At 39.1% G+C, this 15424-nt stretch carries 11 protein-coding genes and 1 pseudogene; 9 read left to right on the forward strand and 3 right to left on the reverse strand.

Translation table 11 applies throughout. The features are described 5' to 3' along the window. Positions 1-2 precede the first annotated feature (2 nt). Positions 3-628 (forward strand): annotated as a pseudogene (locus HDC90_RS07830) (Pr6Pr family membrane protein). Here the strand turns inward: HDC90_RS07830 and HDC90_RS07840 are convergent. Beyond that, positions 625-1515, reverse strand: a complete 891-nt coding sequence (locus tag HDC90_RS07840; RefSeq protein ID WP_184465409.1) for a bestrophin family protein — start codon at positions 1513-1515, stop codon at positions 625-627. The pseudogene HDC90_RS07830 and the gene HDC90_RS07840 sit on opposite strands and share 4 nt — an antisense overlap. A 151-nt stretch (positions 1516-1666) precedes the next feature. Here HDC90_RS07840 and HDC90_RS07845 point away from each other — a divergent pair, with 151 nt between their 5' ends. Both HDC90_RS07845 and HDC90_RS07850 read left to right on the forward strand, forming a co-directional pair. Continuing rightward, positions 1667-3190 (forward strand): MFS transporter, encoded by a 1524-nt coding sequence (locus tag HDC90_RS07845; protein ID WP_184465410.1) that lies wholly within the window; start codon positions 1667-1669, stop codon positions 3188-3190. An 11-nt stretch (positions 3191-3201) separates the two neighbouring features. Beyond that, entirely contained in the window at positions 3202-3453 is a 252-nt protein-coding gene (locus HDC90_RS07850) for a DUF6814 family protein (protein WP_090981022.1), read from the forward strand. A 21-nt stretch (positions 3454-3474) separates the two neighbouring features. On the opposite strand, the gene HDC90_RS07855 is transcribed toward HDC90_RS07850, so the two are convergent. Beyond that, the gene (locus HDC90_RS07855) at positions 3475-4266 is read right to left on the reverse strand and encodes a rhamnogalacturonan acetylesterase (RefSeq protein WP_184465411.1); all 792 of its coding nucleotides are present in this window, start codon (positions 4264-4266) and stop codon (positions 3475-3477) included. A gap of 5 nt (positions 4267-4271) precedes the next feature. Then, on the reverse strand, positions 4272-5912 hold the full coding sequence (locus HDC90_RS07860; protein WP_184465412.1) for a glycoside hydrolase 43 family protein: 1641 nt from the start codon (positions 5910-5912) through the stop codon (positions 4272-4274). A gap of 302 nt (positions 5913-6214) precedes the next feature. Between HDC90_RS07860 and HDC90_RS07865 the strand changes: the two genes are divergently transcribed. The 6 genes from HDC90_RS07865 to HDC90_RS07890 all read left to right on the forward strand — a co-directional run bounded on the left by HDC90_RS07865 (position 6215) and on the right by HDC90_RS07890 (position 15388). Beyond that, positions 6215-7171: a pectinesterase family protein gene (locus HDC90_RS07865; protein WP_184465413.1), complete on the forward strand. Its 957-nt coding sequence runs from the start codon at positions 6215-6217 to the stop codon at positions 7169-7171. 159 nt (positions 7172-7330) lie between these two features. Then, a complete protein-coding gene (locus HDC90_RS07870) occupies positions 7331-9004 on the forward strand; it encodes a glycoside hydrolase family 28 protein (protein ID WP_184465414.1) in 1674 nt (557 codons plus the stop codon). Then, positions 9004-10935 (forward strand): glycoside hydrolase family 88 protein, encoded by a 1932-nt coding sequence (locus HDC90_RS07875; RefSeq protein ID WP_184465415.1) that lies wholly within the window; start codon positions 9004-9006, stop codon positions 10933-10935. The genes HDC90_RS07870 and HDC90_RS07875 overlap by 1 nt, the downstream gene beginning before the upstream one ends. 183 nt (positions 10936-11118) lie before the next feature. After that, positions 11119-12153: a pectate lyase gene (gene pelA / locus HDC90_RS07880; protein WP_184465416.1), complete on the forward strand. Its 1035-nt coding sequence runs from the start codon at positions 11119-11121 to the stop codon at positions 12151-12153. 75 nt (positions 12154-12228) lie between these two features. Beyond that, on the forward strand, positions 12229-13740 hold the full coding sequence (locus HDC90_RS07885; protein ID WP_184465417.1) for a tagaturonate reductase: 1512 nt from the start codon (positions 12229-12231) through the stop codon (positions 13738-13740). Between the two features lies 1 nt (position 13741). After that, complete coding sequence (locus tag HDC90_RS07890) at positions 13742-15388, forward strand: UxaA family hydrolase (RefSeq protein WP_184465418.1); 1647 nt, start codon at positions 13742-13744, stop codon at positions 15386-15388. Positions 15389-15424: the final 36 nt, after the last annotated feature.

Genomic DNA, 15424 nt, shown 5'->3' on the forward strand with positions numbered 1-15424 from the left:
CTATGGATTTAAAAGAAAATTTCAGGCCTTTTGTTATTTGTGCTGCAATTGTTGTATGGTTTTCCTTAGCGCTGCAGTTCCATGTAAGCTTACAGCTCTTAAACAAGGATTATCTTACAACAATTAAAGCGTTTTTATCTTACTTTACTGTACTAACCAATATTATCGTTGCCATTTGTTTTACCCGTTTATCTTTTATTTCACAAGGTGAATCACGAAGTTTATTTACCCGGGCATCTACTTTAACGGCCATAATGATCTACATTGTAGTGGTAGGCCTAATTTACAACATCATGCTACGTGGCTTGTTATCACCTATTGGTTGGGCCAGATTGGCCGATGAACTTCTGCATGTACTTAACCCTTTGATTTTTTTGTTTTTCTGGGTTTTCTTCGTTAAAAATCAACGCTACAATATAAACAGGCCGTCAGTTGGCTAACTTATCCGTTTCTTTACGTGATATTTATTGTTGTTAGGGGGTATCTGATTCATAAATATCCCTATCCATTTATAGATGTAGTACAATTAGGCTACCCAATGGCCATTCTGAATATGGTTGTGATAATGTTTATCTTCTGGCTTTTATCTCTCTTCTTCATATTTATAGGGAAGAAATCTAAAGCTTAAAGAACATATTCGTCATTTATGGGTTTAACGGGTTCGGGAATTTCGACTTCTTCGAGCATCTGCAAAAGATTGATCTCTATTGTTCTGGTGATCTGGTTAAGCGGGACGCCTGCCGAGTTGTTTTCGAAAGGGTTAACCAGGCTCATTCCGTTAATCTGTGTAGATACAAATACGAAACCAATTAACCAGCCCAAAAATATGGCTGCCGGCCCTGCATCCTGACTAATTACCAGTGTAAATGTTACCACAAACAACCAGATAAACACTTTAGTTAAATATGTATAGGTGGTTGGGAATATGGTATTTTTAATGCGCTCGCTCATGCCCATAGAATCGGAAAACCGTGTAAGCATCTCATTGATCTCGATAAAACGGAAGCCATCAATTGTATTTGATTTTGATAACTTCTGTAAATCTCTTGACTGAATATTTAAAAGGGCATTATGCTTATTGTTATGTTTTTCTATTTCTTTTAAATCTGCTCCGGGTAAGTATTTGGTATAAATTTCATCTACAGTGTTTCTTAAATTCGCTTTTAATGCATACAAGAAAGCAATGTGCCTGTAAATCATGCGTTTTACGCTTTCTTCATCCTTATCAACATAATTAATCAAAGCCCTTGCAAAGGAGCGTGAATCATTTACTAAGGCTCCCCATATTTTCCGGGCCTCCCACCATCTATCATAAGCCTGGTTATTATTAAAACCAATAAAAAAGGCAATGGCTGTACCTAAAACCGTTGGAATAATAGATGGAATGGAAAAATGATGCGCAATTAAATACTCGCGTACAAAGTAAGCTGCCGTACAAGAGGCAATCATGATCAGATCAACGTGCCACGTATTTCTTAAAATTCTACTTAATCTAATGTTTTGTATTAAAAGCATATTATCTGATGAAAAATAAATTCGTTACGGATGAAAATACAAAACTAAAGCCGAAATGTTTGCTCATGTAACAAATTAAATGGCAGACAGTACAGGTTGCCAATTGTCATTCAAATGTTTATCTTGGGAAACCAAATATTCTTAATTACTTATGAGCGACAATTTACCCAAGAACAATATCTTTAAAGTAATCGGTGCATCATCGTTAGGCACACTGATTGAATGGTATGATTTTTACATTTTTGGTAGCCTTGCGGTTATCATTGGCCATCAGCTGTTTCCAGAAGATGCGGGTGCATCGGCCTTGATCAACACTTTGGCAATTTTTGCAGCAGGTTTTATTGTTCGTCCGTTTGGTGCGTTGGTTTTTGGTAGACTTGGCGATTTAATCGGCCGAAAATATACTTTCTTGCTCACTTTGGTGTTGATGGGTGGATCGACATTTTTTATCGGTTTAATCCCTTCTTATAAAAGTATCGGCTATGCTGCCCCAATTTTAGTTTTAGTATTAAGGTTAATACAGGGTTTGGCTTTGGGCGGTGAATATGGTGGTGCTGCAACCTATGTGGCAGAACATGCGCCAAAAAACAAACGTGGTTTTTTTACCAGCTGGATCCAAACCACTGCAACACTGGGTTTATTCCTTTCGTTGGGGATTATCGTAATTACGAAGAATATTTTAGGTGCAGAAACCTTTGGCGATTGGGGCTGGAGAATCCCTTTTCTGTTATCGATTGTATTGGTTGTAGTTTCGATTTATATCCGCATGAAAATGCACGAATCGCCCATGTTTTCTAAATTGAAGGCTGAGGGAAATGTCTCAAAGAATCCACTCAAAGAAAGCTTTAGCAACAAGGCGAATTTTAAAATGGTACTTCTGGCACTGTTTGGCGCTACTATGGGGCAAGGGGTAATCTGGTATACGGGCCAGTTTTATGCGCAATCATTTTTAGAAAATACCTGTAAATTGGATTTTAACGACTCGAGGTATATTTTACTTTGGGGAATTGCTTTTGCCACACCATTTTTTGTGGTTTTTGGTGCCTGGAGTGATAAAGTTGGCCGAAAATGGATTATGCTGAGCGGTATGCTTCTGGGTATTCTATTCTATCGCCCAATCTATCAGCTGTTTTTGGATGATACCGATTACACAAAAGTGGAGCAGACTGATATTTTATCTGCTAGCCCAGCTCCGGTAACTTCTGTTTTAATTGCGAACTCAACTGATAGCTTACGAACAGTTTCTACTAAAGTAATCCTAAAAAGCGGTGCATCTTTTAACAAGGTGCAAATTGATACAGTTTCTGCAACCAAAGGAATTCTCTTAGGCAAAGAAGTAGTAAAAGATAAAGTTTTGCCTACGCCAGTATTCTGGAAATTTGTCGGTTTAATTTTTTTCCAGATTTTGCTGGTAACGATGGTTTATGGGCCAATTGCAGCTTTCCTCGTGGAATTGTTTCCTACTAAGATTAGGTACACCTCTATGTCGCTGCCTTATCATATCGGCAACGGTGTTTTTGGAGGACTTGTGCCATTTATTGCAACACTAATCGCAAGCTTTTCGGGCGCTACACCGTTATCCGGTCTATGGTATCCGATAGGTATAGCGGCATTGAGCCTGGTTATTGGTGCAATTTATTTATCGAATAAGAGAGACGAAAATATTAACGACTAGATACGAAGAAGATGAATACGTTAAAGAAATTTTTAGGATTGGTTTGGATGGTTTTGGGGCCATTAACAATGACTTTTTTGTTTATCCAGGCCATAGATAAAGTGGGCTTGACCCATACTGATATCGAACGCACCAATACCATTCTGCAATGGGCAATTATCCTTTTTATTTTCCTCCCGATCAGTTTGGGGTTGATGATATTTGGCTTTTATGCCTGGAAAGGAGAGTATGATCACTTGCCGGAAAGTTCAGAGGAATTATAACCTCGCACACTTTCCGTTTCTTTAATTCATTTTGCGGTTAATGTTTTTTAATTCGTTATAAACCAACTGCGCAACTGCTTTGGCACCTTCTGGTTGGAAGTGCGTGTTATCTTTTTGGCCTTTCGGATAAGCCTCATATTTGGCTGAGTCTAAATTCATAAAATAATGTTTGCTTACAAATTCATTCCCTTTTGTAGTGAAAAAACCTGCTGAAAGTGAGGTTAGATCTATAATGGGGGTATTTAATTCTTTCGCAACATCTTTCACCGCTTGTGGATATTCACCATGGGCACTGCCTAGTTTGCCATCTTTCCAAGGGTAATTGCGGGTAACCGGTGTAATTAGGATAGGTACAGCACCTCTCGCCCTTGTTTCTTTCACATACATCCTTAAAAAATCTTTATAACCCGGGATGTCAACATAACGTTCAGGTTTGTCTTTTGCGGCATCATTATGGCCAAACTGGATCAATACCAGGTCATTCTTTACTAAGGCTGATAAAACTTCTTTCCACCTTCCCTCTTCAAAAAAAGTTCTGGTGCTTCTTCCTCCTTTTGCCTTATCGATAACCAAAGCACTATCGCTTTTAATCAGCCTGTTTAATTTTTTTAAGCTGTCTTTTTTTAAGAATTGTTGAAAAACCTGCCCCCAACCTGTAAGTGGATACTTTTTCTGCATATATCCCTCCTCCAAAGTATAATCTGCAACCGTAGAATCTCCGATCAAATAAACTTTAACGGGTTTAGGTTTGATGATGAAAGACATTAATAAAATGGTGCCAAACGCTGCAATAAGGTATTTGTGGTTTTTCATCTTTATTATTTTAATGGTTGTACACGGAACCAATCGTATTCGGCAATTCCTGAATCATTGGTTTGGGTATCTCTGGTGGCAAATATTCCCATTTTTGCGCCGATCCATTGTCCTGCTGTTGCCTGAAACTCATCTCCTATATTAATAAAGTTTTTTCCATCTTCACTGTAACTAAACTGGCATTTTGCACCAGTGGTAACTTTAACCCTAAAATATATCGATCCCGATTTTAGTTTGATAATTTCCTTTTCATTTTCCGTTTTTCCCTTATCGGCACTTTGGCAAATGCCATACATGAGGTAAAATCCGTCTTTTTTGCTTTTAATGCTAACCTGCGCATAACTTCTCCCCATTACCACCAAACCCGTTTTTTCATTTTCCAATTTTGGGTTAGGTTTAAACAAAAGTTTGGTTGTTACCATAAATTCATCAGCAGGAAATTTCTGCATCAACAGGTTCGGAACATCCCAAAGGTTTTTGGCATCATCAGGGATTTTCGCAGTGTATAATTTTAATAGGCCTTTATCTGCATCGGTAAATAACCAGGTTGGTTGCGGATTTGCCTGCCATTGCCACTGCAAGCCTAATTTTGTTGTGGCAAATTCATCACTTTCTTCAGGGTTTTCAATCGGATAAGCCCTACCTACATTTGGCTTTTTGTAAGTAATAACAGGCTCTCCTTTACCATCGCCATCTATATCAATACCGATAACAGGCCAGTTATTAATCCATTTCATAGGCTGCAAATGAATTACGCGGCCATAAGCGTCTTTGTCCTGAAAATGAAGAAACCAATCCTCACCTGTTTGAGTATTTACCCAGGCACCTTGGTGAGGGCCATTTACAGAAGATTTCCCTTGATCCATTACTACTCTCCTTTCATAAGGTCCATAGATATTTTTACTTCTTAAGATTAATTGCCAGCCTGTAGAAACGCCTCCGGCTGGTGCAAACAAATAGTAATAACCGTTGCGTTTATAGAATTTTGGCCCTTCAATGGTTGGATCTAATTCATGGCCATCATAAACAATCCTGCCTGTTTCAGTTGTTTTTGAGCCATCACTAGTGAGTGGCATAATGGCTATTACACTTTTTATTCCTGCGCGGCTCCCTGCATAGGCATAAGCCAGGTATGCTTTGTTATCTTCATCCCAAAATGGACAAGGATCAATCAATCCTTTACCTGCAACCACTAGTTTTGGTACAGACCACTCTCCTGTTATGGTTTTTGCTTTGGTTAAATAAATGCCAAAATCAGGATCTGGATAATAAATATAAAATTCGCCATTTCGATAACGGATAGAAGGTGCCCAAACACCATTGCCATGCTGGGTTTTTTCGAAATGATCGAATGGAGGCTGACGTTTTAAAGCATGGCCAATTATTTTCCAGTTGACCAGATCTTTAGAATGCAGAATCGGTAATCCAGGTATAGCATCGAAACTCGAAGCGATCATATAAAAATCATCTCCTACACGGATAGCATCGGGATCGGAATAATCAGCGTTGATAACTGGGTTTTTATAGTTTCCGTTACCTAAGTCTGAAACCCAAACTTTAGAAATATATCCACTTTTTGGAGCGAGTTGTGCAAACGTATTTATACCAAGGCTTAAAACAAGGATTGAACTAAATAGATATTTCATTTTACAATGATGTTTTTTAATATTTGGTTAGTAATAGTTTACAAGGTGCTGAAACAATTAGATAGCTATATGATCAGCATGAGGCCTTGGGTAATAACAAGATTAAGTCTTTTTTTATTTTTAGACAAGTTGTTATTGTGCAATCGTTCCCGACATCGATTGCAATGTTTAATCTCCAAAAAACTTCTTTCGGATAAATATTAATATTTAAAATTGTTCATCATATATTTTAATAATACGGCTGCGTTACAAAGTTTATACTTTTACGTGGCCGATTTTAATTTAAGTCTAACCAAATTAATATGAAAGCAATCATCCTATTTTTACTGATAACCACTTCATCAGTTGTTTATGCCCTAGATATTAAACCCGATTTTATTGTGGCTGCCGATGGAAGCGGAAATTTTAAAACCGTACAGGAAGCTATCCACGCGGTGCCCGATTTCAGGAATAAAACAACTGTAATCTTTATCAAAAAGGGCATTTATAGAGAAAAACTGGTATTGGCCGCTTCTAAAAGGAACGTAAGGTTTATTGGTGAAAGTTTAAACGAAACCATTTTAACATATGATGACTACGCCCAGAAGAAGAATGCTTTTGGAGAAGAAAAAGGTACTTCGGGCTCTTCCAGCTTTTATATATATGGAGAAGGATTTTCTGCTGAGAATATCACCTTCGAAAATTCTTCAGGTCCGGTGGGTCAAGCCGTTGCGGTTTGGGCTGGGGGTGATAAATTAATTTTTACCAATTGCAGGTTTTTAGGCTTTCAGGATACGCTTTATACCTATGGAGGGAACAACCGCCAATATTATAAAAACTGTTATATAGAAGGAACGGTAGATTTTATTTTCGGGGCTTCGACAGCCTGGTTCGAAAGCTGCACCATTTTTTGTAAAAAGGCAGGTTATATCACGGCTGCTTCAACTGCAGATACCACAAAATATGGCTATATATTCAACAAATGTAAAATTAAAGGAGACGCTCCTGCTAATAGTTTTTATTTAGGCCGTCCCTGGAGGCCTTATGCAAAAGTTGCCTATCTTGATTGCGAACTGCCTGATCTGATCCGTCCTGAGGGCTGGAACAATTGGGGTAAAGAAAGTAATGAGAAAACGGCTTATTATGCCGAATATAAAAGTACCGGAAAAGGAGCCGACCCAAAAAATAGGGTAAATTGGTCGCACCAATTAACTGATAATGAATATAAGGCTTACATTTTGGAAAACGTTTTCCGTGGGTGGAATGCAGAGCTGAAATAATGGCTATAATTTGTTGATATACAGTTGTTAAGTGTGTTTTGGTTGGCGTCTTTTTACCTCATTTTCCGGTAACGATTGCATAGATTTCTCTTCTGTTTTAGCTGCAAACAACGTACACTTGTTATTACAATAACCAAGTATAATTTAACAGCGCAAATAATGAAACATATTTCTGGTCGTTTATGCCATATTAAAGTAGTTCTCGCATGCTTAATTTTATTTGCTGCAGATTCTGCCATAGCGCAACAAAAGCAAAGTTTACCCATTACTCAGCAGGTTAAATTTAAAAGGGATACAACAAGCATTATCCGCTTTGGGGCAAAAGGCGATGGCATTACCTTAAATACAGAAAGCATTAATAAAACGATTGCCAGTGTTAGCCGGCAAGGTGGAGGTGTGGTGTTAATTCCTTCGGGTTTGTGGTTAACCGGACCAATCGAATTAAAAAGCAATGTAAACCTGCATCTAAAACGCGATGCTATCCTTCAATTTACAGCAGATTTTAATCAATACAAACTGGTGCAGGGAAATTGGGAAGGTCAGCCTGCATGGCGTAACCAAAGCCCGATTTCGGGTGTTAACATCGAAAATATCGCTATTACCGGAACCGGGATTATTGACGGGAACGGCGGCGCCTGGCGAATGGTTAAAAAAGATAAACTAACCGAAACGCAATGGAAAACCTTGGTGGCATCTGGAGGCGTAGTGAGGGCAGATGGAAAAATGTGGTACCCTTCAGAGAAAACAGTTAAAGGTTCGAATACTAAAAATGCAGGCGTAATCGAAGCTGGTAAAACAGCCACAGATTATGAAGATATCAAAGATTTTCTCCGTCCGAATTTATTAGTTTTAACGGGCTGTAAAAAAATTCTTTTAGAAGGTGTTACCTTTCAAAATTCGCCAGCATGGAATCTTCATCCCTTACTTTGTGAAGATTTGACCTTAAGAAACTTACAGGTAAAAAATCCTTGGTTTGCGCAGAACGGTGATGGTGTTGATGTAGAATCGTGTAAAAACGTGTTGATTGAAGACAACACTTTCGATGTGGGTGATGATGGGATTTGCATTAAATCAGGAAGAGATGAAGCTGGACGCAAACGTGGCGTAGCAACTGAAAATGTAATTGTTCGGAATAATGTGGTTTACCATGCGCACGGTGGTTTTGTAATTGGCAGCGAAATGAGCGGTGGGGCGAAAAATATCTGGGTATACGATTGCTCTTTTATTGGTACCGATATAGGCCTGCGTTTTAAAACTACCCGTGGCCGGGGTGGTGTGGTAGAAAATATCTATATCAATAACATCAACATGATCGATATCCCCGGTGAAGCGATTCTGTTTGATATGTATTATGCTGCCGTTGATCCGGTCCCTTTGGCTGGAGAAAAACGTGAAGCCATTAAAACGGTTACCATTCCTGTTACAGAAGCTACTCCACAGTTCAAAAATTTTTATATAAAAGATGTGGTAGCCAATGGTGCTGAGAAAGCCATATTTTTTAGAGGATTGCCAGAAATGAACATCAAAGATATCCACCTGGAAAATGTAACTATAAAAGCGAAGAAAGGTATTGAAATTATTGAGGCTGACGGAATTTTCCTTAAAAACATAAACGTAATTACCGAAAACACCAATCCGGTAGTGACGATCCAGAACGGATCCAATATCAATATTAACAACTTAAAATACCCTGATAACAGCAAGGTTTTGTTCGGTGTTGCGGGCGAAAAAACAAAAGGCGTAAAAATTAGTGCGACAGATGTTTCTAAAGCCAAAACAGTTTCACTTTTAAGTGCCGAAGTAGATAAAAAAGCATTGGAAATTTCAAAATAATGAAAAGATCAGTTTTATATATAGCAGCTGCGCTCATCGGTTTTTCTGTTTTATCGCAAAGTGGATTTGCCCAAAAGAAATTATCAGAACAGTTAACCTTAACTGCGATGGAAAAATTATTTCAGGATACTACACTGTTAAAAGATGCTAAAGGACCTAAATGGACCTACGACATGGGGGTGGTACTGGAAGGCGCTGCAACGGTTTGGCGGAATACCGGAGATGGAAAATATTTCAAGTATATCCAAAGCTCAATGGATGCCTATTTGGATAAGGAAGGAAATATCAATACTTATAAGCCTGACGATTTTAATATCGATAACATTAAAAATGGCCGTTCGTTATTATTGTTATACAAAGTTACCGGGCAACAGAAATACCTCTTAGCGGCAACAAAATTATACGATCAGCTACAAAAACAGCCACGTACCCAGGAAGGTGGCTTCTGGCACAAGAAAATTTATCCCAATCAAATGTGGTTGGATGGCTTATACATGGGCGAACCGTTTTATGCGGAGTATGCCAAGCTAATGAAAAAAGATGCAGCTTTCGATGATATTGCCAAGCAGTTTATCCTGATGGAGAAAAATGCCCGCGACGCCAAAACAGGATTACTTTATCACGGTTACGATGAAAGCAGAACGGAGCAGTGGGCCGATAAAAAAACAGGCCGCTCAGCAAATTTCTGGGGCAGGGCAATGGGTTGGTACATTATGGCCCTGGTAGATGTGTTAGATAATTTCCCGGCTAACCACCCACAGCAGAAAGAATTAATGGCCATTTTAAACCGTACCGCAACCGCGGCGGTAAAATACCAGGATCAAAAATCTGGTGTTTGGTTCGATATTTTAGATATGCCAACAAGAAAAGGAAATTACCTGGAAAGTTCGGCCTCAAGCATGTTTGTATATGGCTTGGCCAAAGGGGTACGCAAAGGTTGGTTGGCGCCATCATTTATGGCTGCAGCAAATAAAGGTTACACAGGTTTAAAGAAAGAATTTGTTGAACAAGCAGGAACAGAAAGAATTAACCTGACCAAAACCGTTTCCGTATCTGGCTTGGGTGGAAAGCCTAAATATCGCGATGGAAGCTTCGATTATTACATCAGTGAAAAAGTAATCACCAACGACCCAAAAGGTGTAGGTGCGTTTATCTGTGCGGCTTCCGAAATGGAAATAGATCAGCTGCCAAAACCTGGAAAAGGTTTAACCGTTACCCTTGATAATTTCTTCAATAATGAATACATGACCGGTCCAACCGGAGATAAAACTCCTTTCCATTACCTTTGGGAAGAGGATGATAACAACGGCTTCTCTTTATTTGGAAAAGTATTTAATGATGCTGGGGTAAGAACCGCTACCCTCAAAACAGCACCAACAACAGCAAATTTAAAAGGAAGCAACATTTACATTATTGTAGATCCCGATACGGAGAAAGAAACGGCAAACCCAAATTTCATGAATGCTGCCCATGCCAAAGAGATTAGCGATTGGGTTAAAGCTGGTGGAGTATTAGTGCTGCTGTTAAACGATGCAGGAAACTGTGAAATTTCGAAATTTAATGTACTGCCAGAAACTTTTGGTATTCACTTTAATGAGGACAGCCGCAACAAGGTTCAAGGTTCGAACTTTGAGCAGGGTGCAGTGAAAATCCCGGGCGATAATTCAATTTTTAAAACGGCCAAGAAAGTTTATATCAAAGAGATCTCAACCCTAGTAGCAAAAAGTCCTGCCGTTTCGGCCTTAACAGATAGAGGAGACGTGATTGTTGCAACAGCAAAATATGGTAAGGGAACTGTTTTCGCGGTAGGTGATCCATGGTTTTATAATGAATATATAGATGGCAGGAAATTGCCTGCAGATTTTGAAAACTTTAAGGCAACGAATGATTTAGTGAACTGGTTAATTAAGCAGGTTCCAGGAAAGAAATAGGATTTAAACACAGGAAACGCAGAGGCACAGAAAAAGAATTAAGTGATGGTCTGTGGGGACACAGACCACAGCAGATAGAAGCGAAAAGTCCTCCGTGTCAATCCGTGCCTCGGTGGCAAACACTAACTCTGGCGTAGATAAAATAAATATTAGCCACGGAACTGAACAAACTAACAAACAGTAATGATGAAAATAAAAATATTGTTAACCCTATTCTGTACCAGTTTAATGTTGTCGTGTTATGCACAGCAGTCTACCGATTCTACAGCAGATAAAATGTTGGTTTACCAATTGGGTAATGGCGGTTGGCCTAAGCAGTTGGAAGATAAAAGCGTGGTTAACTATGATGCCGCTTTAACCCCTGAGTTATTAGCCAAAATAAAATCCACTAAAGATTTGCATGCCACATTCGATAATAAAGCCACCAGCAGAGAAGTGGTATATCTGGTTAAGGCATACAAAAAAACGCAGAATCAAAACTATTTAAAAGCCGCAGAAAAAGGAGTTGACTATATACTGGAGGCGCAATACGCCAATGGCGGCTGGCCTCAGTATTATCCTGATAAAGCCTTATATCGTTCAGAAATCACATATAATGATGATGCCATGATTAATGTACTCAACATTCTTGAAGACATTGCAACTGGGAAAAATGACTTTGAGGTGGTAAATCCAGCCTATATCAAAAAAGCCGAAAAAGCGGTAGCTAAAGGCATAGCCTGTATTTTAAAAACACAAGTAAAACAGAATGGAATCTTAACCATCTGGGGGGCACAATATGATAAAGATACCATGCTGCCTGCAAAAGCCAGAAATTTCGAACCCGCATCATTAAGTACGAGCGAATCGATGGGCATTACACGCTTTTTAATGCGTTTTAAAAATCCATCGCCCGAAATTAAAACCGCCATAACCGCTGCTTATAATTGGTTTAATACGTACAAAATTGCAGGTTACCGTTTCGAGCGAATCACTGACCCAACAACGAAAGAAAAAAATGCGATGCTGGTTGCCGATCCAACATCAATGGTGTGGGCACGTTTCTACGATCTCGATAAAAATATCCCAATTTTTGGAGATAGGGACAATAGCATCAAGTTAAAGCTAGAAGAGCTAATTCCAGAGCGTAGAAATGGTTATGCCTGGTATGGTAGCTGGGCACAAAAATTTATAGAGAAAGAATATCCGAAGTGGTTGGCCACAAACGGAAAACAGTAAAGTATAACAGGTTAAACCGATAATTATAAATCACACTTTGTGCCATTGAGCCTTGGTGGTTAAATAACATTACCAATGATTTTAAACAAAGAAAATTTAAAAAATATTAACGGCGATAAGGTTACAAAACCTACAGCCGAAATTTTAGCATTACCAGAAAAAGTAATCCAGTTTGGAACAGGTGTTTTATTACGTGGATTACCTGATTATTTTATTGATAAAGCCAACCAGAAAGGAATTTTTAATGGGCGTGTTTTAGTGGTTAAATCTACTTCAAAAGGTGGTGCAGATGCATTTTCGAAACAGGATAATTTATACACACTTTGTGTAAAAGGGATCGAAGATGGTGTTCATGTGGCAGAAAATTCAATCAACGCTTCAATCAGTCGTGTTTTATCAGCCTCGCAAGATTGGGCAGAAATTTTAAAAGCTGCCCACCAGCCAGAAATGCAGGTTGTAATTTCGAATACCACTGAAGTTGGAATTGTTAAAAGCGAAGATAAAATAACTGATAATCCCCCACAATCTTACCCAGGCAAATTATTGGCTTTTCTGTACGAAAGATACAAAGCCTTTAATGGATCAGAAGAAAGCGGTATGGTGATTGTACCAACGGAATTAATCAGTGATAACGCTAATAAACTGAAAGAAATTTTATTGGATCTCGCTGTTCAGAACAAATTGGGCTGGGATTTCGAAAACTGGTTAAAAACAGCCAATCACTTTTGCAAAACTTTGGTTGATAGGATTGTGCCCGGGAAACTTCCAGAAGCAGATCAAAAAGCGATTGAAAATGAATTGGGTTACGAAGATGAACTTATGATCATGGCCGAGCCCTTCAGACTTTGGGCTATCGAATCATCAAGCGAAAAAGTGAAGGAGATTTTATCCTTTGCAAAAGCTGATAAAGGTGTTTTTATTGTTCCGTCGATCGATAAATTTAAAGAGCTAAAACTTCGTTTACTTAATGGTACACACACCATCAGCTGTGGATTGGCCATTTTAGCAGGTTTTAATACAGTAAAAGAGGCTATGGCGGATAAAGATTTCTCTGCCAACGTATTAAAATTGATGAAAGATGAAATTGCGCCTGTTGTGGTTAACGAAGATATTACCTATAATGAAGCGATTGCCTTTGCAGAAAGCGTAATCGACCGCTTTAGCAACCCATCCTTAGAACACCAGTGGCAGGCTATTACATTAAATTTTACCTCAAAAATGCAAATGCGTAATATGCCGCTCATCAGAAGATATTATGCGTTAAAAAATGAAGTGCCTCAACTTACCGCTTTAGGTGTGGCTGCATATATCCTTTTCATGAATGTGAATAAAGATGGTAATAATTACTCGACCAGTGTAAACGGAAAAACCTACCCGGTACAGGATGAATTTGCAGAAATTTTATACGAATACTGGAAAAATCCTGAAACGGTTATAGATAATACACTCGGCGACAGACGTCTTTGGGATAAAAACTTGAACAATTACCCAGGCTTTAACGCGGCCGTAAAATCGTACGTTCATTTATTACAGAATAAGGGTGCAAAAGAAACTTTAAGTAACTTGCATTCAGAAAGCACAATTTAAAATGGTTACTAGAATTTTAAAAATCCATCCTAACGATAATGTACTTGTGGCCCTGCAAAACCTGGCAAAAGGCGAAACCGTTATTTACGATGGACAAGAATATATTTTACAGGATGATATCCAGGCTAAGCACAAGTTTTTTATGCAGGATATGAATGCGGGCGACCACATCATTATGTATGGTGTACTGGTAGGGAAAGCACAGCATTTTATCCTAAAAGGTGGTTTGATGGATACTGAAAATACTAAACATGCATCAGATCCTTACGAGTTCCGTCCGTACCATTACGAGTGGCATGCACCTGATGTTTCTAAGTTTGAAGGCAGAACCTTTAATGGTTATATCCGCAGTGATGGCCGCGTGGGTACTGCAAATTATTGGTTGTTTATTCCAACCGTTTTTTGTGAAAACCGTAATCTGGATGTGATCCGTGAAGCCTTGCACAATGAATTGGGTTATGCGGTAACCGATAAATATAAGTCTTATGCACACCAACTGGTGGAGGCTTATAAAAATGGTGAAATTTTAGCTGAGGCCGATCCAGCCTCTATCGGACAGGCGAATCCATCAGCTAACCGTGTTTTTAAAAATGTAGATGGCATTAAGTTCTTAAATCACCAGGGTGGTTGCGGTGGTACCCGCCAGGATGCTGCTGTGTTAAGTAAATTATTAGCAGCATATGCCGACCACCCCAATGTGGCCGGTGTAACGGTGTTAAGCTTGGGCTGCCAAAATTTACAGGTTAAAGATTTTATGGACGATTTAAAACAGCGTAGCCCGAATTTTGATAAACCTTTGTTCATTTTTGAGCAGCAGCAATCGCAGAGCGAAGAACAGTTGGTTAAAGAAGCCATCAGAAAAACCTTTATTGGTTTAACCGAAATCAATAAAATCGAGCGCCAGCCGGCACCTTTAAGCAAATTAGTTTTAGGTGTTAAATGTGGTGGAAGCGATGGTTTTAGTGGAATCAGTGCAAATCCGGCAGTAGGTTATACATCCGATTTATTGGTGGCTTTAGGCGGTACTGTACTGCTTGCCGAATTCCCTGAACTTTGTGGTGCCGAACAACAATTAATCGACCGTACAAAAGATGAGACCGCAGCGCGCAAATTCATCCAATTGATGACTGCTTATAATCAATCGGCAGAAAATGTGGGCTCTGGATTTTTCATGAACCCATCGCCTGGAAATATAAAAGATGGTTTGATTACCGATGCCATTAAAAGTACCGGAGCAGCTAAAAAAGGAGGAACGTCGCCTGTTGAAGATGTTTTAGATTATACCGAACCGGCTACAAAACCAGGATTAAACTTAGTTTGTACTCCCGGCAATGATGTTGAAGCCACTACCGGAAAAGCAGCATCAGGAGCAACCCTAATTTTGTTTACTACAGGTTTGGGTACGCCCACGGGAAACCCAGTTTGCCCGACCATTAAGGTTTCAACCAATAATGCATTAACCAAACGCATGGGAGATATTATCGATATCAACTGTGGGCCTGTGATTGAAGGTGAAAAGACCATCGAACAAATGGGCGAAGATATCTTAGAATACTGCATTAAAGCAGCCAGTGGTGAAGTAATTCCTAAAGCCGTATTGCTTAATCAGGATGATTTTATTCCATGGAAACGGGGAGTGAGCTTGTAGTCCAGAGCCATGAGTCCGAAGTCGTGAGTCTTAGAT

The organism is Pedobacter sp. AK013 (genome assembly GCF_014205835.1).
Classification (GTDB): domain Bacteria; phylum Bacteroidota; class Bacteroidia; order Sphingobacteriales; family Sphingobacteriaceae; genus Pedobacter.

Excerpts from the sequence above, each read along its gene's own strand:
- HDC90_RS07840 (WP_184465409.1), bottom strand. The coding sequence starts at position 1,515 with ATGCTTTTAATACAAAACATTAGATTAAGTAGAATTTTAAGAAATACG.
- HDC90_RS07845 (WP_184465410.1), top strand. The coding sequence starts at position 1,667 with ATGAGCGACAATTTACCCAAGAACAATATCTTTAAAGTAATCGGTGCA.
- HDC90_RS07850 (WP_090981022.1), top strand. The coding sequence starts at position 3,202 with ATGAATACGTTAAAGAAATTTTTAGGATTGGTTTGGATGGTTTTGGGG.
- HDC90_RS07855 (WP_184465411.1), bottom strand. The coding sequence starts at position 4,266 with ATGAAAAACCACAAATACCTTATTGCAGCGTTTGGCACCATTTTATTA.
- HDC90_RS07860 (WP_184465412.1), bottom strand. The coding sequence starts at position 5,912 with ATGAAATATCTATTTAGTTCAATCCTTGTTTTAAGCCTTGGTATAAAT.
- HDC90_RS07865 (WP_184465413.1), top strand. The coding sequence starts at position 6,215 with ATGAAAGCAATCATCCTATTTTTACTGATAACCACTTCATCAGTTGTT.
- HDC90_RS07870 (WP_184465414.1), top strand. The coding sequence starts at position 7,331 with ATGAAACATATTTCTGGTCGTTTATGCCATATTAAAGTAGTTCTCGCA.
- HDC90_RS07875 (WP_184465415.1), top strand. The coding sequence starts at position 9,004 with ATGAAAAGATCAGTTTTATATATAGCAGCTGCGCTCATCGGTTTTTCT.
- pelA (WP_184465416.1), top strand. The coding sequence starts at position 11,119 with ATGATGAAAATAAAAATATTGTTAACCCTATTCTGTACCAGTTTAATG.
- HDC90_RS07885 (WP_184465417.1), top strand. The coding sequence starts at position 12,229 with ATGATTTTAAACAAAGAAAATTTAAAAAATATTAACGGCGATAAGGTT.
- HDC90_RS07890 (WP_184465418.1), top strand. The coding sequence starts at position 13,742 with ATGGTTACTAGAATTTTAAAAATCCATCCTAACGATAATGTACTTGTG.